The organism is Pseudomonas sp. BJa3, from assembly GCF_026343815.1.
Classification (GTDB): domain Bacteria; phylum Pseudomonadota; class Gammaproteobacteria; order Pseudomonadales; family Pseudomonadaceae; genus Aquipseudomonas; species Aquipseudomonas soli.
In genome coordinates this window covers 123,709-147,320 of record NZ_JAOXMC010000016.1, presented here as the reverse complement: position 1 = coordinate 147,320, position 23,612 = coordinate 123,709, and the positions used below count along the sequence as shown (strand labels likewise).

Here is a 23,612-nt window from a genome sequence, read left to right as displayed (position 1 = left end):
GCCGGATGAATGGAGCGCAACGGCTTTGCTTACTTTGGCCAAGACCAAAGTAAGCCGCCGTAAGGGCGGAAAGGTGAATAAGCGTCGACATCGCAAATGAATGCGCATACAACTTTCAACACCAACTAGCCAACTAACCAAACAACCAAACAACCAAACAACCAAACAACCAAACAACACTACCCCAGAAAAACTCAAAGCCGCTGAAGAATCAACTCCCCCGAGGCCCCAGCCAACCCAGGCTGCCCGGCCTGCCCAGGCCGCCCATTCCCCCCCGCATCGGTCCGATAAACCAGACACCCCTTACTGACCCCACCCGCCCCGGCCTTCCCCGCAGCCCCCGCCTTACCAGGCGCACCACCATCAAGCCGCACCACAATCCGCTCCTGCGCAAACCCTTCAGGCACCGCCAGACGAACTCGCCCACCGGGAGCCCCATCATGCCCGTTGCCACCATCATCGCCATTCGCCCCACGACTGGCCTGCCCCCAGGTGCAGCCCCCCGGCTTGCCATTGGCGCCGTCGAGCCCGACATACCCCGGCGCCCCAGCCCCGCCCCGGGCGTCGATCGATAGCCGCTCCGCCTCCAGCGCCTGCAGCCGCAGATCCAGGTTACGCCCCGGCCGCGCGGGCCGCTCGTAGCTTCCGGGCGCCCCTGGCGCACTGAATTCGCTACCCTCGCCCAGCCGAGCCGTCAACGCCTCGATGCGCAGGTCGCGCTCGGCCGGCGCGATGGCGATGCGCGCATCGCGCCCCAGTTCGAGCCGGTCGATCTTCAGTTCGATGAGGCTGGCTGGTAGCAACAAGGTCGCCGAGTCGGCCACCCGCAGGTGCTCCAGATGCACGCTAGCCGCCTTGTTCGGCAGGCGCAGCATGGAATGGGGAGCAACCTCCAGGCTTTCGGCCTGGGCCAAGGGTGTAGCCATTACAGCCAGCAAAATCAGTTTACGCATGGCTCGGCGCCTCCTGCGACCGGGGAATGGACATGACATGGAAGATGCCGGTCAACAGAATCTGCAGGCGGTCGAACCAGCGGTGGCTGCGCCCGCGCAGGCTGCCGTTGAAGAACAGCACCTCGAGCACATGCAGCGACAGCACGACGATACCTGCGGCATTGATCAGCAGATTGAGCGGCAATGGCTGCGGCATGAACTGGTTGAACAGCACCACACCCCAGAATGCCACCGTCAGAGCCTTGCCCAGGCCCAGGATGAACTTCATACCCCGCCCCCATGATTTATTGTTATGCCGAAGCGGTTCGTTCGAGCGGACCGCGTCGGCAACAGTAACCCTACTGCCGGGGCATGCGCCAGAGGGGTCAGTTCAGGTGGAGTTCCACCCGTCGGTTGCGCGAGCGACCTTCGTCGGTGTCGTTGTCAGCCACCGGCTCACTCTCGCCACGGCCCTGGCTGGTCACCTTGTTCGGCGCCAGGCCCTGGCTGATCAGGTACTCCGCAACACCGCTGGCACGGCGCTCGGACAGGCGTTGGTTGTAACTGTCGGAGCCCACGCTGTCAGTGAAACCGATCACCTTGACACTGGCCACACTGGGATCGTTGAGCTTGGGCAGCAAGCCCTGCAGGCGCTGCTGGGCACCCTGGGTGAGTTCGGCGGAGTCGAAGGCGAACAGCACCTGGCCCTGATCATCCAGCGTGATCACCTCTGGGGTCGCCGCAGGCTCTGGCTGCGGTGCGGTGGCTGGATATTGCGGCAACGGGCAGCCCATATGGTTGACCTGGGTACCAGCCGGGGTATCCGGGCAACGGTCGCGGCGGTCGAAAACGCCATCGCCATCCTCGTCGCCATCCTGGGCATAACAGATCAGACCACCGGCGATCGCACCGGCAACGCCGGCACCAGCCGCCCAGCTGGAACTTTCGATGGCGCCCAGGCCGCCACCGACCAGGCCGCCAAGCAGGCTGCAGATGGGCCAGGTCCTTTGATTGAGGGGCGCGCTGCCATCGCTGTGGGTGGCGCAGCCTGCCAGCAGGCTCGTGGCCACCACCAACGGCAGTGCCGCTTTCGACAAAACACGCATGGTGAATGCTCCTGTGTCACCGGCCGCTACCGGTCACACAGGAGTAAAGACGTGCCCACGCCACTTCTCAAGGCGCGGGCACATCGCCGTCAACGCTGGATCTTGATCTCGGTTCGACGGTTCATGGCACGCCCATCGGCGGTGGCGTTGTCGGCGACCGGCTGCGTTTCACCCGCCCCCACCACCGAGACGAAGCTGGCGCGCGGTACACCGCTTTCGACCAGGTAGTTGGTCACCGACTGGGCGCGGCGCTCGGAGAGCTTCTGGTTGTAGCTGTCGGAGCCAACGCTGTCGGTGTGGCCGGAAACGCTCAGGCGCGCGCTCGGGGCTTCCTGCTTGAGGCGCGTGGCGATGGTGTTCAGGCGCTCTTTGTCGGTGGCCGTCAGGCGTGCCGAGTCAAACTCGAAATGCACGTCACGGATGACGATGACTTCTTCCTTCTGTACCACGACCTCCTCGACCACCGGCGCCGGCTCCGGCGGGCAGCCATTGGCGTCGACCTGCACGCCGCGCGGGGTGCCCGGGCACTTGTCGCGGCTGTCCGGGACGCCATCGCCGTCTTCGTCACCGTCACCATGGGCCCAGCAGTAACCCGCCGCCAGGCCGCCACCGAGCAAGGCGCCCCAGCCAGCCCAGCTGGAGCTCTCGATCGCGCCCAGGGCCGCGCCGCCAACGCCCCCGACGGCAGCACACTTCGGCCAGTCGGTTTTCTGCAAACCTGCACAACCAGTCAACACACTGGTGAGCAGAACCAGGGGTATCGCTGTGCGTACTATGCTCATCTTGTTGCTTCTCCTAGGGGGAATCGGTAGAAAACCGATGCTCTGGGAGTAAAGACCGGCGCTTCCCGCTCTGCCAGCAATAAGCCATGCCGCAGCGGCTCGCCCCTTTGCCCGCTGGCCTGGGACCGTTAGTCTTGAGCGACCTGAACGAGGAATGGCAATGACCGACGCTTTCTCCCAACGCACGCCCCAGCAGGCACTGGCCGCCTTGCTGGAGCGCTTCACCCCGCGCCACTTGCTGCTGGTGGGCAGCCGCTTCCCGGCTCTGGAAGCCTTCGCCGCCGCCCATCCCGATACCCACATCGAAGCCACCGCACCCGGCCCGCTGCCCGCCGAACAGGCCGCCCGGCGCTTCGACCTGGCGGTGCTGGTCGATTGCCTGGAGCACCTGCCCAAGCGCACCGGCCTGGAGCTGCTGGGCGGCATCCGCAACCTCAACGCCAGCCGCGTCGCGGTGCTGGCCGACCTGACCGCCTGCGGCTGGCAGGCCACCGACTTTTACTCGCTGGCGCTCTCGGCCAGCGAGCAGTTCCAGCGCGATGACCAGGTGTTGAGCCTGTTCACTTATGATCTGCATGACTACAAGCAGGTCCCGGACTGGCTCAATGCCAAGTTCTGGGCCAACCCAGAAAACTTCGGCAAGTACTGGTGGTGAACGAATGAGTGTCTCGATCTGCCCCTGCGGCAGTGGCAACCTGCTCGATACCTGCTGCGGGCACTATCACAGTGGAACACCAGCGCCGGATGCCCAGACGCTGATGCGTTCACGCTACAGCGCCTATGTGCTGGGCCTGGTGGACTATCTGGTGGCCACCACCCTGCCAGCACAGCAACCGGGCCTGGACCGCGCCGCCATGGCGGCCTGGAGCGCGCAGAGCACTTGGCTAGGCCTGGAGGTGGAGGGCGCCGAGGTGCTGGGCGGGCAGCCCGAGCATGCCTTCGTCACGTTCACCGCGCGCTGGCACGACCTCGAGGGCGATCACCAGCACCGCGAGCGCTCGGCATTCGTCCAGCATGCCGGACGCTGGTACTTCATCGACCCGACCGCGCCCCTCAAGGCCGGACGCAACGACCCCTGCCCCTGTGCCAGCGGGCAGAAGTTCAAGAAATGCTGCGCCAGTTACTTCGGTAGTTGAGCATGCGCACCCTGGCCCGCCTGCTCTCGCTCAGCCTGCTGCTGTGCGGGTTGGCGGGCTGCGTCAGCTGGGGCAGTGATCCCTGGCGCGAACCACAGTTGCACCTGCTCGAGGTGGAACCGGTGAAGGTGCGCCTGCACCAGCAGGAGTTCGTTCTGCACCTGCGGGTCGACAACCCCAATGACAGCCGCCTGTTCATCCGCCACCTGGCCTATTCTGTACGCCTCGGCGACCTGTTGCTGGCCGAAGACGAGGCCAGCCTGTGGCGCAGCGTTGGCGGCCATGCCCGGCGCACCTTCAAGGTCACCGTGCGGACCAATCTCTGGCAGCACCTCAAGCCTCTGGCAAAGCTGCTCAAGAGCGGGCAACCCGTGCAGTATCAACTGCGTGGCGAGCTGGCCACCGGACTGTTCGTGCATCGGGACCTGCACTTGAGGCAAAGGGGTGAGATAATCCCCGGCGATCTTAAACCGGAGTAACGCTGCAATGACCCAACAACCCCATGTCCATGGCCCCGACTGCGATCACGATCACGGTCACGACCATCACCACGACCACGGCCATGTGCACGGCCCGCACTGCAACCACGGCCACCAGGAGCCGGTGCGCAACGCCCTGAAGGACGTCGGCCGCAACGACCCTTGCCCATGCGGCAGCGAGAAGAAATTCAAGAAGTGCCACGGCGCCTGATCAACGTCAGCGCACGTGTTCAGGGCCAAGCCCACTCCCAGGCAAACCGTCGTGGGAACGGGCTTGGCCCATGATCAACCCGCTCCAGCATGACCACTGGTAAATAAAGCTCCCCGGCACCTTGCACGGCGACTGCGCGCTCACTACCTTAGCGCCTTTCAGAACCCCGCCACGCCCTGCAGGAATCCAGCCATGGCCGCCCCCGTCCTTCCACCCTTCCCCCTCCGCCTCGGCAGTGCTGCCCCGTTGCTTGGCCTGCTCGCGCTGGGCGGCTGCCAGATGGGTGGCTACCAGGACAGCGTCCTGCCCTACAGCGGCGTGCAACCGCTCAAGGGCCTGGCGCAGAACGTCTCGGTACGGCGTAACGCCATGGGCGCGCCGCTGATCGAAAGCAGCAACTTCCATGATGCGCTGTTCAGCCTGGGCTACCTGCATGCCGGGGATCGCATCGAGCAGATGGTCGCCATGCGCCTGCTGGCCCAGGGGCGCCTGGCCGAGCTGGCGGGAGCCGACGCCCTGGAGATCGACCGGCTGATGCGCGCGGCCAACCTCAAGCAGGGTGCCAGCCAGCTGTATGCCGATGCCTCGCCGCGCCTGAAGCGCTTCTTCGAAGTCTATGCCCGCGGGGTCAACGCCTACCTGTTCCGCTATCGCGACAAGTTACCGGGCGAACTCGCTCGCAGCGGTTATCGCCCGGAATACTGGAAACCCGAGGATTCGGCGCTGATCTTCAGCCTCTACGCCTTCAGCCAGTCGGTGAACCTGCAGGAGGAACTGTCGGCATTGACCCTGGCGCAGAAGGTCGGTGCCGACAAGCTGGCCTGGCTGCTGCCCGGCGCTCCGGACGAGCCCCTGGCCGAAAGCGAAGTCGACAAGCTCAAGGGCCTGAACCTGGCCAGCCAGCTGCCGGGCCTGGGCGCGCTCGCCGCCACTGGCCAGCAATTGGCCGACCTCGGCCTGCTGGGCGTGCCCGGCTTGAGCAACCTGGCCCTGTCGCCCCAGCGCAGCCGTGCCGGCAAGAGCCTGCTGGCCAGCGACAGCCGCGCTGCCTGGGCACTGAGCCCGGTGCAGATCCACACCGGCAAGTATCAGGTCGCCGGCCTGTCGCTGCCGGGGCTGCCGATCGTACTGGCCGGCTACAACGGCAAGCTGGCCTGGAGCAGCAGCGCGGTGATGGCCGACAACCAGGACCTGTTCCTCGAGCAGGTGCGCCGCCAGGGCACCCAGCTGACCTACCTCGCCGACGGCAAGTGGCAACCGGCGCGTGCCCGCAACGAGACCTTCTTCGTTCGCGGCCAGCGCCCTCAGCGCGAGGTGATGTACGACACCCGCCACGGCACCCTGTTGCCGGGGCATGGCAGCCTGGCCCTGGCCCTGCATCTACCGCAGCTCAAGGATGATCGCAGTCTAGATGCGCTGTTCGACCTGACCCGCGCGCAAAACATCGAGCGTGCTTTCGACAGCACCCGCGAGGTCGGTGCGGCAGCGCTGAACTTCGTGTTCGCCGAGCCCCAGCATATCGGCTGGCAGGTCAGCGGACGCTATCCCAACCGCCGCGAAGGCCAGGGCCTGCTGCCCTCGCCAGGCTGGGACGGGCGCTACGACTGGGATGGCTACGCCGACGCGATGCTGCACCCCTACGATCAGGATCCGCCCGCCGGCTTCATCGGCCACGCCAACCAGCGCAGCCTGCCCAAAGGCTACGGCATGCAGCTGTCGAGCAGTTGGTACTACCCCGAGCGTGCCGAACGCCTGGCCCAGTTGGCCGGCAACGGTCGTCACGACAGCCGCAGCCTGATGGCCCTGCAAAACGATCAGGTGACACTGCTGGCCGACAAGCTCAAGCAGATGTTCGACGCCCCCGGCATGGCCCAGCCGCTCAAGCAGGCCATCGACGCCCTGCCTGGCGCTCAGCGCGACAAGGCTCGCGATGCGCTGGCGCGGCTAAAGGCCTTCGATGGCCGGCTAAGCCCGGTGTCGGCCGATGCCGCCTTGTACGAACTGTTCCTCCAGGCAGTCACTCGCCAGACCTTCCTCGATGAACTGGGCCCGGAATCCAGCCCGGCATGGCAAGCGTTCATCGGCAATGCCAAGCTTTCCTACTCCGCCCAGGCCGACCACCTGCTGGGGCGCGAGGACAGCCCGTTCTGGGACGATCGCGGCACGCCGCAAAAAGAAGACAAGCCGGCCATCCTCGCCCGCAGCCTGGCTGCGGCGGTGGATGCCGGCACCACACAACTCGGCGCCGACCGCCGTGCCTGGCAGTGGGGCAAGCTGCATCAGTACCGCTGGCCGGCACCGGCCTATCACGGTCTGGGCGACAAGCTCGAGCGCGCGCCCCTGGCGGCGGGTGGCGACTTCAGCACCCTGGCCCTGACGCCCTATGCCTGGGGGAGCAGCTTCGACACCCAACTGCCGGCCTCGGCGCGGATGATCGTCGATTTTGGGCAGACCGAACCGCTGCAGGTGCTGACCAGCAATGGCCAGTCCGGCAATCCGGCCAGCCACCATTACAGCGATGGGCTCGATGCCTGGTTCAAGGGCCGCTTCACCAGCCTGCCGCTGCAACCGCAGAATTTTGCCCGGGCCTACGGTAGCCAGCGGTTGACGCTGGTGCCTGGCAAATAGGCCTTCGGCCCCACGGAAGTAGCTTCCTGGCGCAGCATCTGCGCCAGGAAGGAACCTCTCGGATCATCTTCAGGCAGCTACCACCGCGAGTTCTATGCGTTGTCCCAATACATGCAAGGCATGCTCGACCTGCTCGATCTTGGAGCGATGCAGCAAATCAACCAGCCGGTCCACCTGCGGCCGATTAACGCCAAGCCGTCGGGCCATTTCGGTCTTGGTCACGTTCTGAGAGACCATGGTGTTCCACAGCGCCGCCTTGGCCGCGGTCAGCGCCGGCAACCTGACAATGGCCTCGGCTGACTGCACTGGTGTCGGCAACGGAATGGCTGCCCGACGCTCCACGTACAGGGAAAGCGCTGACTCCAGGGCATCCACTGCATCGAACAATGCTTCATCGAGCGTATCGCCCGCACTGGCCATCTCAGGTATATCCGGACAACTGATCCAGACACTGCCTGTATCACGGTGCACGTTTACCGGATAGTCGAAATTCATTTGGAAACCTCGTTGCGTGGTCAGTCGCTCAGTCCAAGATCCTTGAGGATCTTCTTCCTCAGCCCCTCCCCTATTTCCTTGGCGCCGTGGTCGGGGAAGATGGTTTGTCGATTGCCCAGGTAACCCTTCAGATTGCGCTCGCAACATATTTGTTGCTCAGCGTGATGAAGCATCAGTAGACAACACCTGCGGGTTCGGCATTTCCTCATTTCAGGTAGTCCATATCTGAGCTCCACCGTCCGCCCGGCCGATGTGAATAGTGCGCCAACGCCGAAGTTATGCTTCTATCCTTGATCCCGGCCCTTGCCGCACAGCGCTCACATCAGGACCACCATGCACCACTCGACCCACGACCTGCTCTCCCCTGTCCCGGGTATCGCCCGCCAGTTGCACAGCTTCCATTTCGGCCCACGTGGCGCCGGCAAGGTGTACATCCAGGCCTCGCTGCATGCCGACGAGCTGCCGGGCATGCTGGTGGCCTGGCACCTAAAGCAGCGGCTTGCGGACATGGAGCAGCAGGGGCGGTTGCGCAAGGAGGTCATCCTGGTGCCGGTGGCCAACCCGGTCGGCCTCGAGCAGGTGTTGCTGGACGCGCCCCTGGGGCGCTTCGAGCTGCAAAGCGGCGAGAACTTCAACCGCAGGTTCGTCGACCTGTCGGACAACATTGGTGACCAGATCGAAGGCCACCTCTCCCAAGACCCGGCGCACAACCTGGCGTTGATCCGTGAATACCTGCGCCGGGGCCTGGATGCCCACCCCGCGCACACGCCGCTGCAGTCCCAGCGCCTGACCCTGCAGCGCCTGGCCTGCGACGCCGACATGGTGCTCGACCTGCATTGCGACTTCGAAGCCGTCGAGCACCTGTACACCACGCCCGAGGCCTGGCCCGAGGTCGAACCGCTGGCACGCTACCTGGGCGTCCAGGCCAGCCTGCTGGCCACCGACTCGGGCGGACAATCGTTCGATGAGTGTTTCAGCCTGGTGTGGTGGCAGTTGCAGCAGCGCTTCGGCAAACGCTTCCCGATCCCCCAAGGCAGTTTTTCGGTGACCATCGAGTTGCGCGGCCAGGCCGATGTCAGCCACGCCCTGGCCACCCAGGACTGCCAGGCGATCCTCGACTTCCTGACCCACGCCGGGGTCATCGAAGGGCAGCCTGCCCCGTTGCCGGCGCTGCGTCGACCGGCCACGCCACTGGCAGCGGTGGAACCGGTCATGGCACCGCTTGGCGGGTTGCTGGTGTTCCATGCCAGCCCCGGCCAGTACCTGCAAGCCGGGACACTGATCGCCGAGGTCATCGACCCGCTCAACGACCGGGTCACTCCCTTGCGCAATAGCCAGGCGGGGCTGCTCTATGCCCGCAGCATCCGGCGCATGGCCACGGCGGGCATGGTGGTCGCCCATGTGGCAGGCGAGCAGGTCTGTCGCAGCGGTTACCTGCTGGGCAACTGAGCGGCGTCAAGCCACGGGAGCGGGAGGCGGCTCATCCGGCAAGGTCGGTTCGCCCGGCTCCATCGGTGGCTGCTCGCCAGGCTGTGGCGGCTGGGGGGTGTCGGGATCAGGCTGGTGAGGCACGCCGCCAGCGCGCATGGGCAGTGGCGTGTGTATCGGCGGATGGGCCAGCAGCGACCAGGCCAGCAATCCGATCTGGTTCGGCTGCAGGACGGCCAGCTTGGCACTGATTGCGGGGTCAATTTTCATGGAAGGCTCCTGACGAGAGCCGGCGCACGTCATGCGCGCCGGAACTGTTCACTCGTTGGAGTGCCAGGCGCGGAAACAATTCCCGCGCTTTGTCGGCTCAGGTGCGCGGCAAGGTGACGCCGCGCTGGCCCTGATACTTGCCACCACGATCCTTGTACGACACTTCGCACTCCTCGTCGGACTGCAGGAACAGCATCTGCGCCACGCCTTCGTTGGCGTAGATCTTCGCCGGCAACGTGGTGGTGTTGGAGAACTCCAGCGTCACATGACCTTCCCACTCGGGCTCGAGCGGGGTGACGTTGACGATGATGCCGCAGCGGGCGTAGGTGCTCTTGCCCAGGCAGATGGTCAGCACGTCACGCGGGATGCGGAAGTACTCGACGGTGCGGGCCAGGGCAAAGGAGTTTGGCGGGATGATGCACACGTCACTCTTGATGTCGACGAAGCTGCCGGCGTCGAAGTTCTTCGGGTCCACGGTGGCCGAGTTGATGTTGGTGAACACCTTGAATTCGTCGGCGCAGCGTACGTCGTAGCCGTAGCTGGAGACGCCGAAGGAGATGACCCGGCTGTCGTGCTCGCCGCGCACCTGGCGCTCGACGAACGGTTCGATCATGCCGTGCTCCTGCGCCATGCGGCGAATCCACTTGTCCGATTTGATGCTCATGGCGGGGTGTCCTGAAGAGTGCAAGGTGAAAAACGAGAAGCGCATCTTACCGGTCCCGGCGCGCGGGTTAAAGTTTCCTTGCCCATCCCGCGCCAGACGGGGCCTGCACCGGCCGCCGATCCGAAATTCATCAAAGCGCTCCTTGACCATTGGCAGGTCGTGGAAAGTGGGTTAAGGTGGCGCCACTGTGCTGCACGTGACACCGAGAATCTCTAGTTTGATGCACGATTATCATCGGCCCATCGCTGAATTTTCTGCTCTCTTTGCACTCAGTCCCGGCCAGGGTTTTTCCTGACCGTAATCAACTTTGTCCAAGGAGACAGAAACATGTCCAACCGTCAAAACGGTACCGTCAAGTGGTTCAACGATGAGAAAGGCTACGGCTTCATCACCCCTCAGTCGGGTGACGACCTGTTCGTGCACTTCAAAGCCATCCAAGCTGACGGCTTCAAAACCCTGAAAGAAGGCCAGGCTGTTACTTTCGTCGCTACCCGCGGCCAGAAAGGCATGCAGGCTGAAGAAGTTCAGATCGCCTAAGTCGATCTCGCTTCCTCGCTTTCAAAAAAAACCCGCCATTGGCGGGTTTTTTTGTGCCTGAGCGAATGGTCAGAAGCGATCGGGGGAGCGAGCTTGCCCGCACCCACATGACTGCCTGAACCTCAATCCTCGCTGATGGTGATGCTCGGCATCGCCGGCGCCGCCGCTTCCTGCAGCACGATCCGCGCCCCCACCTGCCGCGCCAGCTCCTGGTAGACCATGGCGATCTGGCTTTCCGGCTCGGCAATCGCGGTCGGCTTGCCACTGTCGGCCTGCTCGCGGATAAGCATCGACAACGGCAACGATGCCAGCAGTTCGACACCGTACTGGGCCGCCAGCTTCTCGCCGCCGCCTTCACCAAACAGGTGCTCGGCATGGCCGCAGTTTGAGCAGATGTGCACCGCCATGTTCTCTACCACGCCCAGCACCGGGATGTTGACCTTGCGGAACATTTCCACGCCCTTCTTGGCATCCAGCAGCGCCAGATCCTGCGGGGTGGTGACGATGACGGAGCCCGCCACCGGCACCTTCTGCGCCAGGGTGAGCTGGATATCGCCGGTGCCTGGCGGCATGTCGATCACCAGGTAATCGAGGTCGTCCCAGGCGGTCTGCGTCACCAGTTGCAACAACGCGCCCGAGACCATCGGGCCACGCCAGACCATGGGCGTGTTGTCGTCGGTGAGGAAGGCCATGGACATGACCTCGACACCATGGGCCTTGATCGGCACGAACCACTTCTGCTCGCGCACCTGTGGGCGTGTACCCTCGGGGATGCCGAACATCACACCCTGGCTGGGGCCATAGATGTCGGCATCGAGTATGCCCACCCGCGCCCCCTCGCGGGCCAGGGCCAGGGCCAGGTTGGCAGCGGTAGTCGACTTGCCGACCCCGCCCTTGCCCGAGGCCACGGCGACGATGTTCTTGACGTTGGCCATGGCCGGCACCTGAGCCTGGGCCTTGTGCGTAGCGATCACACAGTCAATGCCGACCGAGGCCGAAGTCACACCGTCGAGGTTCTCGATGGCGGTCTGCAGTACCTGCGCCCAGCCGCCCTTGAACAGCCCGGCGGCATAGCCCAACTGCAACTGCACATTGACTTGCCCACCCTGGATTTCGATGGCGCGCACGCAACCGGCGCTGACCGGGTCCTGGTTCAGGTAGGGGTCGGTGTACTGGCGAAGCACGCCTTCAACGGCGGCACGGGTAACGGCACTCATGGAGGCTCCCATTGGCAAACGGAATACGGAACAGGCGCCTATGCTAACCCGTCAATCGTCAGCGGATGCGTTGTTGGGGTGAAATATATTCGCCAGCCCTTTATAGTGGCCGATCACCCTCATTTTTACCCCGTAGCCAGATAAGTAGCCGAGCCACCATGTCCGAGCCACGTCAGATTCTCGTCACCAGCGCCCTGCCCTATGCCAATGGATCGATCCACCTTGGCCACATGCTCGAGTACATCCAGACGGACATGTGGGTGCGCTTCCAGAAGCTGCGCGGCAACCAGTGCATCTATGTCTGTGCCGATGATGCCCACGGTTCGGCCATCATGCTGCGTGCTGAAAAGGAAGGCATCACGCCCGAGCAACTGATCGCCAACGTCCAGGCCGAGCACAGCGCCGACTTCGCCGACTTCCTGGTCGATTTCGACAACTACCACTCCACGCACAGCGAGGAGAACCGCGAGCTGTCGAGCCTGATCTACACGCGCCTGCGCGATGCCGGGCATATCGCCACCCGTTCGGTCACCCAGTATTTCGACCCTGAAAAGGGCATGTTCCTCGCCGACCGCTTCATCAAGGGCACCTGCCCCAAGTGCGCAGCCGAGGACCAATACGGCGACAACTGCGAAAAATGCGGCGCCACCTACGCCCCGACCGAGCTGAAGAATCCCAAGTCGGCCATCTCCGGCGCTACCCCGGTACTGCGTGATTCCCAGCACTTCTTCTTCAAGCTGCCCGACTTCCAGGCCATGCTGCAACAGTGGACCCGCAGCGGTACCCTGCAGGACGCCGTGGCCAACAAGCTCGCCGAGTGGCTGGACTCCGGCCTGCAGGAATGGGACATCTCCCGCGACGCTCCGTACTTCGGTTTCGAGATCCCGGGCGAGCCAGGCAAGTACTTTTATGTCTGGCTGGACGCGCCGATCGGCTACATGGCCAGCTTCAAGAACCTCTGCGCGCGCCGACCGGAACTGGACTTCGACGCGTTCTGGAAAGAAGACTCCACGGCCGAGCTGTATCACTTCATCGGCAAGGACATCGTCAACTTCCACGCCCTGTTCTGGCCGGCCATGCTCGAAGGCGCGGGCCTGCGCAAGCCGACCGCGGTCAACGTGCACGGCTACCTGACCGTCAACGGCGCGAAGATGTCCAAGTCGCGCGGGACCTTCATCAAGGCGCGCACCTACCTCGACCATCTGCAGCCGGAGTACCTGCGCTACTACTACGCCGCCAAACTGGGCCGCGGTGTCGACGACCTCGACCTGAACCTCGAAGACTTCGTGCAAAAGGTCAATTCCGACCTGGTCGGCAAGGTGGTCAATATCGCCAGCCGCTGCGCCGGTTTCATCCACAAGGGCAATGACGGCGTAATGGTCGCCGGTGACGCCGCGCCAGAGCTGACCGAAGCCTTCCTCGCGGCAGCCCCGTCGATTGCCGAGGCCTATGAAGCCCGCGATTTCGGGCGCGCCATGCGCGAGATCATGGCCCTGGCCGACCGTGCCAACGCCTGGATCGCCGACAAGGCCCCGTGGTCGCTGGCCAAGCAGGAAGGCAAGCAGGACGAGGTACAGGCCATCTGCGCACAGGGCATCAACCTGTTCCGCCAACTGGTGATCTACCTCAAGCCGGTATTGCCGGTGCTGGCCGCCGATGCCGAGGCCTTCCTCAATGTCGCGCCGCTGACCTGGAACGACCACCAGTCGCGCCTGGAAAACCACCAGCTCAACCCGTTCAAGGCGCTGATGAGCCGCATCGAACCGGCCAAGGTCGAAGCCATGATCGCCGCCAGCAAGGAAGACCTGCTGGCCGCCGAGGCCAAGACCGCCCCGGCGGGCAATGGCGAGCTGGCCAAGGACCCGCTGTCGGCCGAAATCGAGTTCGACACCTTCGCCGCAGTCGACCTGCGCGTGGCGCTGATCGTCAAGGCCGAAGCCGTGCCGGGTGCAGACAAGCTGCTGCAATTGACCCTGGACATCGGTGACGAGCGTCGCAATGTGTTCTCGGGTATCAAGTCGGCCTACCCGGATCCGTCCCAGCTGGAAGGCCGTCTGACCATGATGGTGGCCAACCTCAAGCCACGGAAGATGCGCTTCGGCGTTTCCGAGGGCATGGTCATGGCAGCCGGTCCGGGCGGCGAGGAAATCTACCTGCTCAGCCCTGACAGCGGTGCCAAGCCAGGCCAGCGCATCAAGTAACCGCCTTAAGTAACTACCATGCCCCGGCCACCTGACCGGGGCATTTGCATCTGCCACCCGCTGCCGGATAATGGCGCCATCCTCCCGCCGTCGGCATCCCCATGAGTGACTACGTTCTGGTCCTGGTCAGCGCCGCGCTGGTCAATCACCTGGTCCTGCAGGCAGAACCGGGCGAGCGAGCGCGCCTGCATGCGCTGGGGCTGTGCAGCGCACTGCTGATCCTCCTGGCACTGCCAGTCGGGGCATGGATCTACCAGCAACTGCTCGTGCCATCACAGTTGCAGGACCTGCAGTTGTTGCTCTTCCTGCCGCTGCTGGCGGCGTTGGCCTGGGCGCTGCCGAACCTGCTGCAACGCCTGCGGCCAGACTGGCCAACACAAGGCCTGCCGAGTCTGCTGAGCGCTAATGCCGTGGTGCTAGGCTTGCTGGTGCAACTGTCCAATGCCGAAATGTACGGCTGGCGCCTGCTGGCGTGGCCACTTGTTACCGCTTTGGGCTTCTGGCTCGCGCTGATGTTGTATGCGGACCTGGACATGCGCAGCCGCCAAGCCGAGGTACCCACGGCATTACGCGGCCTGCCTATCCAACTGATCGGTGCCGGGCTTATGGCCATGGCTTTTTCGGGACTCAATGGGCTCTTCGCACAATGAGCCTGACTCTTAACACCGGCGTCTTGCTGCCGGCATTTCAAAACGCCGCCCGACACTACTTCGAGGAACTGCCGCCCCATGCCGCCATCTGATCCGCGCCTGCGCAGCGCCATGCAACTGGTGCTGCTGGCCTGTATCCCGGGGCTGCTCGCGCTGTTCTGGCTGCATGGCTGGGGCGTGCTGATCAACCTGCTGCTGAGCAGTTGCGCGGCGCTGGCCACCGAGGCCGTGCTGCTGAGCTGGCGCAAGCTGCCGGTGGCCTCGGCCCTGGGCGATGGCAGCGCGCTGGTCACCGCCGTTCTGCTGGCTGCGGCCCTGCCCATTCAGGCACCCTGGTGGTTGCCGGTAATTGCAGCCTGTGTCGCCATTGGCCTGGGCAAACAGGCCTTCGGTGGAGTGGGACGCAACCTGTTCAACCCGGCCATGGCGGGCTACGTGTTCGTACTGCTGAGCTTCCCCCTGCAAATGAACCACTGGCCCGCCCAAGCACCCGGATTGCTTGAGAGCCTGAACCTGAGCCTGGGTACCGGCGATCGCATCGATGCCTGGGCCAGCCCCACGGTGCTCGACGTACTGCGCCACAACCGCAGCCTGACCATCGACGAACTGTTTGCCAGCCATTCGGCCTTTGGCCACCTCGGTGGACGTGCAAGCGAATGGGTCAACCTCGCCTTTCTGCTCGGCGGGTTGTTCCTGATGCAACGCAAGGTCTTCGGCTGGCATGCGCCGGTCGGCCTGCTCGGCGCCTTGTTCCTGTTCAGCCTGGTGGGTTGGAATGGCTCCGGCTCCGACTCCAATGGCTCACCATTGCTGCACCTGCTGTCGGGCTCGACCATGCTGGCCGCGTTCTTCATCGCCACCGAGCCAGTATCCGGTTGCCGACAGCCATTGGCCCGCCTGCTGTTCGGTGCCGGCGCCGGCATGCTGATCTACCTGATCCGTACGTGGGGCAGCTTTGCCGACGGCACGGCATTCGCGATCTTGCTGATGAACCTTGCCGCACCGTCCCTGGATCGCTGGGCGCAACGCCGCCAAGAGGCCTGCCTGTGAATGCCCGTTGGCGCAGCGCTGCCTGCCTTCTGCTGCTGGCACTCCTGGCCGTCGCCACGACACTGGCCTGGCAACGCTTCACTGCCGAACCGATTGCACAAGCATCGCGCCAATGGCAGGAACGGCAATGGCTGGCGGTGCTGCCGCCGGGCAGCTACGACAACCACCCCTTGCAGACACCCTTGGCCCTGGCAGATACCAGCCTGCGCCACAGCCGCCTGCTCGCCGGTTACCGTGCCACGCTAGGCGGCAGCCCTACCGCCATCCTGCTGCACAACAGGTTCCAGGGCTATGGCGGCGCCATCGAAATGGTCATCGCCATCGACACCCACGGTCGCCTGGCAGGCATGCGTGTACTTGAGCAACAGGAAAGCCCCGGCCTGGGCGACCAACTGGCAGACCCTGCCCGTCACTGGCTCGACCAGTTCATCGGCCGGGCACACGAAGGCACCCCGGAGCAGGCCTGGGCGATCAAGCGTGACCAGGGCGCGTTCGATCAGCTGGCCGGGGCGACGGTAACTTCCAGGGCAGCCATCGAGGCGATCCAGGATGCGCTGCGCTACTTCGACGACCACCGCCAGGCACTGCTCGACGAGGCGCGCCCATGAGCAGGTTCTGGCTAGTGATGATCAGCCTGGCACCGTTGCTCGGCGCGACCCGGACCATTGTCCAGGCTATCGCCATCAGCCTTTGCGCCTGCCTGCTGACAGGCCTGCATCAGGCGCTGATGGCACCACTGCGTAGCCACCTTGCCCAAGGCGCCAGCCTGTGGGCGAGCGCTTTACTGACCGCCACCTTGGTAACCTGTCTGCACCTGGGGCTGCGGGCGTGGGCCCTGCCCTTGGCCGAGCAACTTGCCCTCTACCCCCTTTTGCTGGCGCTGCCCTGCCTGGCCTGCGAGCAGTTGCTGCCACAGACTCACCGCTACCGCCAACTGTGCCGCGGCCTGGGTGGGCTCTTGGTGGCCAGCCTTGCCCTGGGTATCTGTCGACAAGTGCTCGCCGACGATCTCGGCCTGCACATTGCCACGCTCGCTCCCGGCGCCTTGATACTGCTCGGCCTGCTGCTGGGCTTGTACAATCACCTGCGCCCATCGACCACCTCACCACGCCGTCTAGGAAGCCGTTGACCCCATGAATGCCGCCAAACGCCTGGAGATTTTTCGCAGGCTGCATGAAGACAACCCCGAACCCAAGACCGAACTGGCCTACTCCACCCCCTTCGAACTGTTGATCGCGGTGATCCTCTCGGCCCAGGCGACGGACGTCGGCGTCAACAAGGCTACCGCACGCCTGTTTCCGGTCGCCAACACGCCGCAGGCCATCCACGCCCTGGGTGTCGAAGGCCTGAGCGAGTACATCAAGACCATCGGGCTGTACAACAGCAAGGCCAGGAATGTCATCGAGACCTGTCGCCTGCTGGTCGAACTGCACGGTGGTGAAGTCCCGCAGAGCCGCGAAGCGCTGGAAGCCCTGCCCGGCGTCGGCCGCAAGACCGCCAACGTAGTGCTCAACACCGCCTTTCGCCAACTGGCCATGGCCGTCGATACGCATATATTCCGGGTCAGCAACCGCACGGGTATAGCGCCGGGCAAGACCGTTCTGGAAGTCGAAAAGAAACTGCTCAAGTTCGTGCCAAAGGACTATCTGCTCGATGCCCACCACTGGCTGATCCTGCATGGCCGCTATGTCTGCCAGGCCCGAAAACCCCGCTGTGGCAGCTGCCGAATCGAGGACCTGTGCGAATACAAGCTCAAGACCTCGGACGATTGAAGCAATAGCTGACAACAGCACAAGGCGATTGAAAAAATCTTTTTTACCCGCTCTGCGATTCCCGTTATAAGGACGGCCAATGGCCCTTTGGCTTGGAGTGACGCATGAGCACCGATAAAGAAGATCTGGCGAACGACGACGACTTCCAAAGTACGGACGACGACGTGGAGCCGCAGGCCGAACCGGCCAAGACCAACCTTAGCAAGCGCCGCACCATCGACAACATGCTCGAGGAACGGCGCCTGCAGAAGCAATTGGCCGACTTTGACTACGATCTGTAGCGCAAACGTGCAAAAGCCTCCTGAACGGAGGCTTTTTCAATAGGGGTCAGGCCAGCCCATGGCGCTGTGCGAGTTCGATCAGATCCACCAACGAGCGCGCATTCAACTTGAGGAGCAGGCGCGTCTTGTAGGTACTGACCGTCTTGTTGCTGAGGAACATGCTGTCGGCGATTTCCTTGTTGCTTTTGCCTCGTGCCAGTTGTTGCAGCACCATCATCTCCCGGCCGGAAAGCCGCTCGACCATCTCCATTTCCGTGGCGCCTCCCGTACCCGAGCGCCCCTTGTGCAATGCCTGATTGGGGAAATAGCTGTAGCCGGACAGCACGGCCTTGATGGCACTGAGCAGCTCGGTCAACTCCTGTTGCTTGCACACATAACCTGCTGCACCCGCTTGCATGCAGCGCATCGAGAAGTGCCCAGGGGCCTGGGAAGTCAGTACCAGTACCTTGCTCGCGGGGCTCGCCAGCGTCATCCGCGCAATCACTTCCAGCCCATCCAGTTTGGGGATCCCGATATCCAGAATGACAATATCCGGCAGATACTCCCGCGTCAGTTGCAGGGCGTCTACACCATTGTCACTCTCCGCCACCACTTCGTAGCCATGCCGTTCCATCAGCATGCGTACGGCCAGGCGAATGACCGGGTGATCATCCACGATCAGCACTTTATTCATGCGATTCCCATTGATACGTTATTTTTAGTTCGATAGACCACCACACCCGAGCATAACGATTATTTATGCAGCGGTTTCCCTGGTAAATTCACCGAAAGAAGCGGCCTACAATTAATGGAGATTCTTCCTACACACTGCCACTTTCACAAAATGTAATAGATAGAGGTTCGTCGCAACGAATCAGAAAGTAACAGTCGGCATAATTGGATCCAAGTGATATTGAGTCATACTTCATGCGGGAAAATTCGACTGTACATACTGGATAAATGGTAGGTGTTGAAGCTGCGCCGTGGCCTGGGAGGGAAACAAGGCACGCTTAATCCGCGGGGGAAAACGCGCTACAGATGGGCAAAGCATCACCAGGCCCTCATCATGAACCGCGACCCCATCAGTCCGTTGACCCTTATCGCTGTCTTTGCCGGCGTGATCGAAGCGTCTGCCCTGGCATCACTCCCGTTCCTCAGCGAAGACAGCCAGACCCTGTATACCTGGTTCCTGGTGGGCTTCCCGTTTTTTCTCACCGTACTGTTCTTCCTCACCCTCAACTTCAACACTCGCTCGCTGTTTGTACCAGACAGCAATGCCAACAGTGCCGGCAAGCCTGTACGCACACCTGTGGCAGAGAGCAAAGGCGCAATGATCATCGCCATTTCCGGAGCGGACAGTCAGAAGATCATCGAAACCCATGTACTGCGAATGATCGACCGCCCGCACGGGCGACAACGACGCTGGGTGCTGTATAACCTGGATACGCGCACCTGCATCCATCTCTCAGCCGCGCCCATGCCGGATGAAGAGGCCACGACCGCCACCCAGGCAAAAACCCAGGCATGAAAAAACCCGGCCTAGGCCGGGTTTTTTCTTATGCTCGAGGCGGCTTACAGCAGCGAACGACCCTTGTTGGCCGCGATGCGCATACGCAATGCATTGAGCTTGATGAAGCCTGCGGCATCAGCCTGATTGTAAGCCCCGCCGTCTTCCTCGAAGGTCGCGATGTTGGCATCGAACAGCGAATCGTCCGACTTGCGACCCACGACGGTGACATTGCCTTTGTACAGCTTCAGGCGGACAACACCATTCACGTTGAGCTGCGAGGCATCGATCATCTGCTGCAGCATCAGACGCTCCGGGCTCCACCAGTAGCCGGTGTAGATCAGGCTGGCGTACTTGGGCATCAGCTCATCCTTCAGGTGAGCGACTTCGCGATCCAGGGTGATCGACTCGATGGCGCGGTGAGCCTTGAGCATGATGGTGCCGCCCGGGGTCTCGTAACAACCGCGCGACTTCATGCCGACATAGCGGTTCTCGACGATGTCCAGGCGACCGATGCCATTGGCGCCGCCAATGCGGTTGAGGTCGGCCAGCACGGTGGCCGGGGTCTTCTCGACGCCGTCGATGGCGACGATGTCACCGTTGCGGTAGGTCAGTTCGATGTAGGTGGCCTGGTCCGGGGCGTTCTCCGGAGAGACGCTCCATTTCCACATGTCTTCCTCGTGCTCGGTCCAGGTATCTTCCAGGACACCGCCTTCGTAGGAGATGTGCAGCAGGTTGGCGTCCATCGAGTACGGCGACTTCTTCTTGCCGTGGCGCTCGATCGGAATGCCATGCTTCTCGGCGTAGTCCATCAGCTTCTCGCGGGACAGCAGGTCCCACTCACGCCATGGCGCGATGACCTTGACGCCAGGCTTGAGCGCATAGGCGCCCAGTTCGAAACGTACCTGGTCGTTGCCCTTGCCGGTGGCACCGTGGGAAATGGCGTCGGCGCCGGTTTCGTTGGCGATTTCGATCAGGCGCTTGGCGATCAGCGGGCGGGCGATGGAAGTACCGAGCAGGTACTCGCCTTCGTAGACGGTGTTGGCGCGGAACATCGGGAAGACGAAATCACGCACGAACTCTTCGCGCAGGTCGTCGATGTAGATTTCTTTCACGCCCATCGCCTGGGCCTTGGCGCGGGCCGGCTCGACCTCCTCGCCCTGGCCGAGGTCAGCGGTGAAGGTCACCACTTCACAGTTGTAGGTGTCCTGCAGCCACTTGAGAATCACCGAAGTATCAAGGCCGCCGGAATACGCCAATACGACCTTTTTTACGTCCGCCATGCCATCACTCCACGGGGTTGTACGGAAAGCCGGTGATTCTACCGGCCTTGCCGAAAAATTTACAATGGGGCGACAGCTTGTGACGACAAAGCGACAGGAATTGTCGACAGCGCGACCCGCTGTCGCACTCAGGATTTCGCTGGAGCGGGCTGGGCGGAAGCGGCCGCAGGCGTCGCAGGCGCAGGTGAGGTAGCCGCGGGTGCCGGGGCCGCCGGCGCAACCGGTGGCGCCGGTTTCTCCAGCGGTTTCTCGACCGGTGTCACGCGCTCGAGCTGGATGTTCACCCGGCGGTTACGCGCCCGATTGGCGGCAGAGTTATTCTTGGCCAGCGGATAGCGCTCGCCGTGGAAGCGCACGGTGATCTGCTCTTCCGGCACGCCATGGGCCTTGAGGTAGTCGGCAACCGCCAACGCCCGTCGACGCGAGGTGTCGCGGTTGGTCAGGCGGTTGCCGCTGTTGTCGGAGTGGCCGTTGAGCTCGATGTGATTGACCGTCGGATCGGCCTTCAAATAATCGAGCAGCACATCCAGGCGCGCACGCGCCGAGCTGTCCAGTTCGATCCCGCCTCCGGGGAAACCAACCTGGGTCTGGCGGATCTGGTCATAGTTCATCGGCAGCAGCTTGGCGGCGCACAGTTGGTAGTCGCTGTAGGCCTTGGCGAAGCTGACGGGCATTACCTGCACTTGCATCGGCCGGCCACCCTCGCCGCGGTAGTTGCGCACCACCGTGCTGCGCCCATCGAGCAGGCCATTGATCAGGCGGCTGGCTTGCCCTTGGCTGGAGGTGAACAACACGCCAGTGCGGGCCATGTGCACCGCACCGAGGTTGATATCGCCCCGCCCTGGCTGCCAGGGGGCCGCGGCGGCCAGCAAGGTGGCTGACCCTGCGCCGAGGACATTGCTGTCCGAACGTAGCTGGAACGTCGGTTGTTCGCCGGCACGGCGCACGAACTCGCCGCTGCCGAAACCGTCGATCGGCTGGATCAGGCGACATTCGAACTGGTCACCCTCGACTTTCCAGGCGACGTTCTCCACGCGGGTCTGGAAGGTCATGGCCCCGGCCGGCAGGCTGGCGACAAGGGTGAACAGGGCTAGGTAACGCTGGCGCACGGTCGGCTCCACTGATTCTGACGGCTTACCTGAATGCTATCGGACGCCTGTCGGAAAACTTGATAGCCGTGCTCGAACAGGGGTTTTCCGGTAGCATTGGCTTCTGAGTTCGACCCGCCTGGAATCTCCAATGTCCGATCGCCTGACCCTCCTGCGCCCCGACGACTGGCACATCCATCTGCGCGATGGTGCCGTCCTGCCTCACACCGTTGGTGACGTGGCGCGCACCTTCGCCCGCGCCATCATCATGCCCAACCTGGTTCCGCCGGTGCGCAACGCCGGCGAGGCCGACGCCTACCGCCAGCGCATCCTTGCCGCACGCCCCGCCGGCAGCCGCTTCGAGCCACTGATGGTGCTGTATCTTACCGACCGCACCAGCCCGGAAGACATCCGCGCCGCGAAGGCCAGCGGGATCGTGTACGCCGCCAAGCTGTACCCGGCCGGCGCGACCACCAACTCCGATTCGGGCGTGACCAGCATCGACAACATCCTGCCGGCAATCGAGGCACTGGCCGAAACCGGCATGCCCTTGCTGGTGCACGGTGAGGTAACGCGCAGTGAGATCGACGTGTTCGACCGCGAGAAGCGCTTCATCGACGAGCACATGCGCCGCCTGGTCGAGCGTTTCCCGACCCTGAAAGTGGTGTTCGAACACATCACCACCAGCGACGCCGCGCAGTTCGTCACCGAGGCGCCGGCCAATGTCGGTGCCACCATCACCGCCCAGCACCTGCTGTACAACCGCAACCACATGTTGGTCGGCGGTATCCGCCCGCATTTCTATTGCCTGCCGATCCTCAAGCGCAACACCCACCAGGTTGCGTTGCTGGATGCCGCGACCAGCGGCAACCCGAAGTTCTTCCTCGGTACCGACTCGGCGCCTCACGCCAAGCATGCCAAGGAAGCCGCCTGCGGCTGCGCCGGCTGCTATACCGCCTATGCCGCCATCGAGTTGTATGCCGAGGCGTTCGAGCAGCGTAACGCCCTGGACAAGCTCGAAGGCTTCGCCAGCAAGCATGGCCCTGATTTCTACGGCCTGGCGCGCAATACCGACACCATCACCCTGGTGCGTGAGCAATGGACCGCGCCGGACAGCCTGCCCTTCGGTGACACCACCGTCATTCCCCTGCGCGCTGGTGAAACACTGCGCTGGCGCCTGCAGGAGGACCACGCGTGAGCGAAGATCTTTACGAAGACGACCAGGACAGCCAGGTCAGCAGCGGCTCGCGCCATCCGATGGCCGAGCGTTTCCGCGGCTACCTGCCTGTGGTGGTGGATGTCGAGACAGGTGGCTTCAACAGCGCTACCGACGCGCTGCTGGAGATTGCCGCCGTCACCATCGGCATGGATGAAAAGGGCTTCCTGTTCCCCGAGCACACCTACTTCCATCGGGTCGAACCGTTCGAGGGAGCCAATATCGAGGCCGCCGCGCTGGAGTTCACCGGCATCAAGCTTGATCACCCGCTGCGCATGGCGGTGAGCGAGGAAAGCGCGCTGACAGATATTTTCCGCGGCGTGCGCAAGGCGCTGAAAGCCAATGGCTGCAAGCGGGCGATCCTGGTGGGGCACAACAGCAGCTTCGACCTGGGTTTCCTCAATGCTGCGGTGGCGCGCAACGATATCAAGCGCAACCCGTTCCACCCGTTCTCCAGCTTCGACACCGCCACCCTCGCCGGCCTCGCCTACGGCCAGACCGTGCTGGCCCGAGCTTGCCAGAGCGCGGACATCGACTTCGACGGCCGTGAGGCGCATTCGGCGCGTTACGACACCGAGAAGACTGCAGAGCTGTTCTGCGGCATCGTCAATCGCTGGAAAGAGATGGGCGGCTGGCGCGATTTCGACGATTGAGCTGCGAGCCACAAGCTTCAAGCGACAAGAAAGAGCTGTCTGCATGC

29 protein-coding genes are annotated in these 23,612 nt (G+C 63.4%); 17 read left to right on the top strand and 12 right to left on the bottom strand.

The window, feature by feature from the left end; translation table 11 throughout:
• Positions 1 to 194 precede the first annotated feature (194 nt).
• From OH705_RS20300 to OH705_RS20285, 4 genes are all read right to left on the bottom strand, one after another.
• Positions 195 to 953 carry a collagen-like protein gene (locus OH705_RS20300; RefSeq protein WP_267302842.1) on the bottom strand — a complete coding sequence of 253 codons (759 nt, stop codon included), beginning with the start codon at positions 951 to 953 and terminating at the stop codon, positions 195 to 197.
• Positions 946 to 1,221 carry a DUF1145 domain-containing protein gene (locus OH705_RS20295; protein WP_023632547.1) on the bottom strand — a complete coding sequence of 92 codons (276 nt, stop codon included), beginning with the start codon at positions 1,219 to 1,221 and terminating at the stop codon, positions 946 to 948. Before OH705_RS20295 ends, OH705_RS20300 begins: the two co-directional genes overlap by 8 nt.
• A gap of 97 nt (positions 1,222 to 1,318) precedes the next feature.
• Complete coding sequence (locus tag OH705_RS20290; RefSeq protein ID WP_046854473.1) at positions 1,319 to 2,038, bottom strand: OmpA family protein; 720 nt, start codon at positions 2,036 to 2,038, stop codon at positions 1,319 to 1,321.
• Between the two features lie 89 nt (positions 2,039 to 2,127).
• Positions 2,128 to 2,820 (bottom strand): OmpA family protein, encoded by a 693-nt coding sequence (locus OH705_RS20285; RefSeq protein WP_038706655.1) that lies wholly within the window; start codon positions 2,818 to 2,820, stop codon positions 2,128 to 2,130.
• 160 nt (positions 2,821 to 2,980) lie between these two features.
• Here OH705_RS20285 and OH705_RS20280 point away from each other — a divergent pair, with 160 nt between their 5' ends.
• From OH705_RS20280 to OH705_RS20260, 5 genes are all read left to right on the top strand, one after another.
• Positions 2,981 to 3,475, top strand: a complete 495-nt coding sequence (locus OH705_RS20280) for a DUF6231 family protein (protein ID WP_038706656.1) — start codon at positions 2,981 to 2,983, stop codon at positions 3,473 to 3,475.
• A 4-nt stretch (positions 3,476 to 3,479) separates the two neighbouring features.
• A complete protein-coding gene (locus OH705_RS20275) occupies positions 3,480 to 3,956 on the top strand; it encodes a YchJ family protein (protein WP_038706657.1) in 477 nt (158 codons plus the stop codon).
• Between the two features lie 2 nt (positions 3,957 to 3,958).
• Entirely contained in the window at positions 3,959 to 4,435 is a 477-nt protein-coding gene (locus OH705_RS20270) for an LEA type 2 family protein (protein ID WP_023632502.1), read from the top strand.
• Between the two features lie 7 nt (positions 4,436 to 4,442).
• Positions 4,443 to 4,646, top strand: a complete 204-nt coding sequence (locus OH705_RS20265; RefSeq protein WP_023632501.1) for an SEC-C metal-binding domain-containing protein — start codon at positions 4,443 to 4,445, stop codon at positions 4,644 to 4,646.
• A 192-nt stretch (positions 4,647 to 4,838) separates the two neighbouring features.
• On the top strand, positions 4,839 to 7,274 hold the full coding sequence (locus tag OH705_RS20260; protein WP_267302841.1) for a penicillin acylase family protein: 2,436 nt from the start codon (positions 4,839 to 4,841) through the stop codon (positions 7,272 to 7,274).
• A 69-nt stretch (positions 7,275 to 7,343) separates the two neighbouring features.
• On the opposite strand, the gene OH705_RS20255 is transcribed toward OH705_RS20260, so the two are convergent.
• Positions 7,344 to 7,769: a type II toxin-antitoxin system HicB family antitoxin gene (locus OH705_RS20255; RefSeq protein ID WP_023630767.1), complete on the bottom strand. Its 426-nt coding sequence runs from the start codon at positions 7,767 to 7,769 to the stop codon at positions 7,344 to 7,346.
• A 20-nt stretch (positions 7,770 to 7,789) separates the two neighbouring features.
• Entirely contained in the window at positions 7,790 to 7,942 is a 153-nt protein-coding gene (locus OH705_RS20250; protein WP_267302840.1) for a type II toxin-antitoxin system HicA family toxin, read from the bottom strand.
• A gap of 160 nt (positions 7,943 to 8,102) precedes the next feature.
• Here OH705_RS20250 and OH705_RS20245 point away from each other — a divergent pair, with 160 nt between their 5' ends.
• Complete coding sequence (locus OH705_RS20245; RefSeq protein ID WP_094012393.1) at positions 8,103 to 9,218, top strand: succinylglutamate desuccinylase/aspartoacylase family protein; 1,116 nt, start codon at positions 8,103 to 8,105, stop codon at positions 9,216 to 9,218.
• 6 nt (positions 9,219 to 9,224) lie between these two features.
• Here the strand turns inward: OH705_RS20245 and OH705_RS20240 are convergent, their stop codons facing one another.
• Together OH705_RS20240 and dcd are read right to left on the bottom strand one after the other, a co-directional pair.
• Positions 9,225 to 9,467 carry a hypothetical protein gene (locus OH705_RS20240; RefSeq protein WP_046854466.1) on the bottom strand — a complete coding sequence of 81 codons (243 nt, stop codon included), beginning with the start codon at positions 9,465 to 9,467 and terminating at the stop codon, positions 9,225 to 9,227.
• Between the two features lie 97 nt (positions 9,468 to 9,564).
• Positions 9,565 to 10,131, bottom strand: a complete 567-nt coding sequence (gene dcd / locus OH705_RS20235; protein ID WP_023630764.1) for a dCTP deaminase — start codon at positions 10,129 to 10,131, stop codon at positions 9,565 to 9,567.
• Between the two features lie 327 nt (positions 10,132 to 10,458).
• Between dcd and OH705_RS20230 the strand changes: the two genes are divergently transcribed.
• Positions 10,459 to 10,668: a cold-shock protein gene (locus tag OH705_RS20230; RefSeq protein WP_012273869.1), complete on the top strand. Its 210-nt coding sequence runs from the start codon at positions 10,459 to 10,461 to the stop codon at positions 10,666 to 10,668.
• Between the two features lie 122 nt (positions 10,669 to 10,790).
• Here the strand turns inward: OH705_RS20230 and apbC are convergent, their stop codons facing one another.
• Positions 10,791 to 11,885 (bottom strand): iron-sulfur cluster carrier protein ApbC, encoded by a 1,095-nt coding sequence (apbC, locus tag OH705_RS20225; protein ID WP_023630763.1) that lies wholly within the window; start codon positions 11,883 to 11,885, stop codon positions 10,791 to 10,793.
• A gap of 158 nt (positions 11,886 to 12,043) precedes the next feature.
• On the opposite strand from apbC, the gene metG reads away from it, so the two are divergent.
• From metG to OH705_RS20190, 7 genes are all read left to right on the top strand, one after another.
• Positions 12,044 to 14,086, top strand: a complete 2,043-nt coding sequence (gene metG / locus OH705_RS20220; protein ID WP_038706660.1) for a methionine--tRNA ligase — start codon at positions 12,044 to 12,046, stop codon at positions 14,084 to 14,086.
• A gap of 101 nt (positions 14,087 to 14,187) precedes the next feature.
• On the top strand, positions 14,188 to 14,736 hold the full coding sequence (locus OH705_RS20215) for an Rnf-Nqr domain containing protein (RefSeq protein WP_023630762.1): 549 nt from the start codon (positions 14,188 to 14,190) through the stop codon (positions 14,734 to 14,736).
• Between the two features lie 78 nt (positions 14,737 to 14,814).
• Positions 14,815 to 15,786, top strand: a complete 972-nt coding sequence (locus OH705_RS20210; protein ID WP_023630761.1) for an RnfABCDGE type electron transport complex subunit D — start codon at positions 14,815 to 14,817, stop codon at positions 15,784 to 15,786.
• Entirely contained in the window at positions 15,783 to 16,394 is a 612-nt protein-coding gene (locus tag OH705_RS20205) for an RnfABCDGE type electron transport complex subunit G (RefSeq protein WP_267302839.1), read from the top strand. The genes OH705_RS20210 and OH705_RS20205 overlap by 4 nt, the downstream gene beginning before the upstream one ends.
• On the top strand, positions 16,391 to 16,915 hold the full coding sequence (locus OH705_RS20200; protein WP_023630759.1) for an Rnf-Nqr domain containing protein: 525 nt from the start codon (positions 16,391 to 16,393) through the stop codon (positions 16,913 to 16,915). Before OH705_RS20205 ends, OH705_RS20200 begins: the two co-directional genes overlap by 4 nt.
• Positions 16,916 to 16,919: 4 nt before the next feature.
• Positions 16,920 to 17,558: an endonuclease III gene (gene nth, locus OH705_RS20195; RefSeq protein WP_046854460.1), complete on the top strand. Its 639-nt coding sequence runs from the start codon at positions 16,920 to 16,922 to the stop codon at positions 17,556 to 17,558.
• A gap of 104 nt (positions 17,559 to 17,662) precedes the next feature.
• Positions 17,663 to 17,839, top strand: coding sequence for a PA3496 family putative envelope integrity protein (locus tag OH705_RS20190; RefSeq protein ID WP_023630757.1), 177 nt, complete (start codon positions 17,663 to 17,665; stop codon positions 17,837 to 17,839).
• A 46-nt stretch (positions 17,840 to 17,885) separates the two neighbouring features.
• Here OH705_RS20190 and OH705_RS20185 read toward each other — a convergent pair whose 3' ends face one another.
• Positions 17,886 to 18,512, bottom strand: a complete 627-nt coding sequence (locus OH705_RS20185; RefSeq protein ID WP_023630756.1) for a response regulator transcription factor — start codon at positions 18,510 to 18,512, stop codon at positions 17,886 to 17,888.
• Between the two features lie 372 nt (positions 18,513 to 18,884).
• On the opposite strand from OH705_RS20185, the gene OH705_RS20180 reads away from it, so the two are divergent.
• A complete protein-coding gene (locus OH705_RS20180; protein WP_023630755.1) occupies positions 18,885 to 19,346 on the top strand; it encodes a hypothetical protein in 462 nt (153 codons plus the stop codon).
• A 44-nt stretch (positions 19,347 to 19,390) separates the two neighbouring features.
• On the opposite strand, the gene OH705_RS20175 is transcribed toward OH705_RS20180, so the two are convergent.
• Both OH705_RS20175 and OH705_RS20170 read right to left on the bottom strand, forming a co-directional pair.
• Positions 19,391 to 20,608 carry an argininosuccinate synthase gene (locus OH705_RS20175; RefSeq protein WP_023630754.1) on the bottom strand — a complete coding sequence of 406 codons (1,218 nt, stop codon included), beginning with the start codon at positions 20,606 to 20,608 and terminating at the stop codon, positions 19,391 to 19,393.
• Between the two features lie 128 nt (positions 20,609 to 20,736).
• Positions 20,737 to 21,717, bottom strand: a complete 981-nt coding sequence (locus OH705_RS20170; RefSeq protein ID WP_094012396.1) for a flagellar protein MotY — start codon at positions 21,715 to 21,717, stop codon at positions 20,737 to 20,739.
• Between the two features lie 130 nt (positions 21,718 to 21,847).
• Here OH705_RS20170 and pyrC point away from each other — a divergent pair, with 130 nt between their 5' ends.
• Complete coding sequence (pyrC, locus tag OH705_RS20165) at positions 21,848 to 22,894, top strand: dihydroorotase (RefSeq protein WP_038706662.1); 1,047 nt, start codon at positions 21,848 to 21,850, stop codon at positions 22,892 to 22,894.
• Positions 22,895 to 22,953: 59 nt separating this feature from the next.
• Positions 22,954 to 23,565 (top strand): ribonuclease T, encoded by a 612-nt coding sequence (gene rnt / locus OH705_RS20160; RefSeq protein ID WP_236661015.1) that lies wholly within the window; start codon positions 22,954 to 22,956, stop codon positions 23,563 to 23,565.
• Positions 23,566 to 23,612: the final 47 nt, after the last annotated feature.

Coding starts and splice junctions, on each gene's coding strand:
- OH705_RS20175 (WP_023630754.1), bottom strand. CDS start 20,608: ATGGCGGACGTAAAAAAGGTCGTATTGGCGTATTCCGGCGGCCTTGAT.
- metG (WP_038706660.1), top strand. CDS start 12,044: ATGTCCGAGCCACGTCAGATTCTCGTCACCAGCGCCCTGCCCTATGCC.
- OH705_RS20265 (WP_023632501.1), top strand. CDS start 4,443: ATGACCCAACAACCCCATGTCCATGGCCCCGACTGCGATCACGATCAC.
- OH705_RS20290 (WP_046854473.1), bottom strand. CDS start 2,038: ATGCGTGTTTTGTCGAAAGCGGCACTGCCGTTGGTGGTGGCCACGAGC.
- OH705_RS20280 (WP_038706656.1), top strand. CDS start 2,981: ATGACCGACGCTTTCTCCCAACGCACGCCCCAGCAGGCACTGGCCGCC.
- OH705_RS20185 (WP_023630756.1), bottom strand. CDS start 18,512: ATGAATAAAGTGCTGATCGTGGATGATCACCCGGTCATTCGCCTGGCC.
- OH705_RS20260 (WP_267302841.1), top strand. CDS start 4,839: ATGGCCGCCCCCGTCCTTCCACCCTTCCCCCTCCGCCTCGGCAGTGCT.
- OH705_RS20295 (WP_023632547.1), bottom strand. CDS start 1,221: ATGAAGTTCATCCTGGGCCTGGGCAAGGCTCTGACGGTGGCATTCTGG.
- OH705_RS20215 (WP_023630762.1), top strand. CDS start 14,188: ATGAGTGACTACGTTCTGGTCCTGGTCAGCGCCGCGCTGGTCAATCAC.
- OH705_RS20270 (WP_023632502.1), top strand. CDS start 3,959: ATGCGCACCCTGGCCCGCCTGCTCTCGCTCAGCCTGCTGCTGTGCGGG.
- OH705_RS20230 (WP_012273869.1), top strand. CDS start 10,459: ATGTCCAACCGTCAAAACGGTACCGTCAAGTGGTTCAACGATGAGAAA.
- nth (WP_046854460.1), top strand. CDS start 16,920: ATGAATGCCGCCAAACGCCTGGAGATTTTTCGCAGGCTGCATGAAGAC.
- OH705_RS20300 (WP_267302842.1), bottom strand. CDS start 953: ATGCGTAAACTGATTTTGCTGGCTGTAATGGCTACACCCTTGGCCCAG.
- OH705_RS20190 (WP_023630757.1), top strand. CDS start 17,663: ATGAGCACCGATAAAGAAGATCTGGCGAACGACGACGACTTCCAAAGT.
- OH705_RS20250 (WP_267302840.1), bottom strand. CDS start 7,942: ATGCTTCATCACGCTGAGCAACAAATATGTTGCGAGCGCAATCTGAAG.
- dcd (WP_023630764.1), bottom strand. CDS start 10,131: ATGAGCATCAAATCGGACAAGTGGATTCGCCGCATGGCGCAGGAGCAC.
- OH705_RS20255 (WP_023630767.1), bottom strand. CDS start 7,769: ATGAATTTCGACTATCCGGTAAACGTGCACCGTGATACAGGCAGTGTC.
- OH705_RS20210 (WP_023630761.1), top strand. CDS start 14,815: ATGCCGCCATCTGATCCGCGCCTGCGCAGCGCCATGCAACTGGTGCTG.
- OH705_RS20180 (WP_023630755.1), top strand. CDS start 18,885: ATGAACCGCGACCCCATCAGTCCGTTGACCCTTATCGCTGTCTTTGCC.
- apbC (WP_023630763.1), bottom strand. CDS start 11,885: ATGAGTGCCGTTACCCGTGCCGCCGTTGAAGGCGTGCTTCGCCAGTAC.
- OH705_RS20200 (WP_023630759.1), top strand. CDS start 16,391: ATGAGCAGGTTCTGGCTAGTGATGATCAGCCTGGCACCGTTGCTCGGC.
- OH705_RS20275 (WP_038706657.1), top strand. CDS start 3,480: ATGAGTGTCTCGATCTGCCCCTGCGGCAGTGGCAACCTGCTCGATACC.
- OH705_RS20240 (WP_046854466.1), bottom strand. CDS start 9,467: ATGAAAATTGACCCCGCAATCAGTGCCAAGCTGGCCGTCCTGCAGCCG.
- OH705_RS20245 (WP_094012393.1), top strand. CDS start 8,103: ATGCACCACTCGACCCACGACCTGCTCTCCCCTGTCCCGGGTATCGCC.
- pyrC (WP_038706662.1), top strand. CDS start 21,848: ATGTCCGATCGCCTGACCCTCCTGCGCCCCGACGACTGGCACATCCAT.
- OH705_RS20285 (WP_038706655.1), bottom strand. CDS start 2,820: ATGAGCATAGTACGCACAGCGATACCCCTGGTTCTGCTCACCAGTGTG.
- rnt (WP_236661015.1), top strand. CDS start 22,954: ATGGCCGAGCGTTTCCGCGGCTACCTGCCTGTGGTGGTGGATGTCGAG.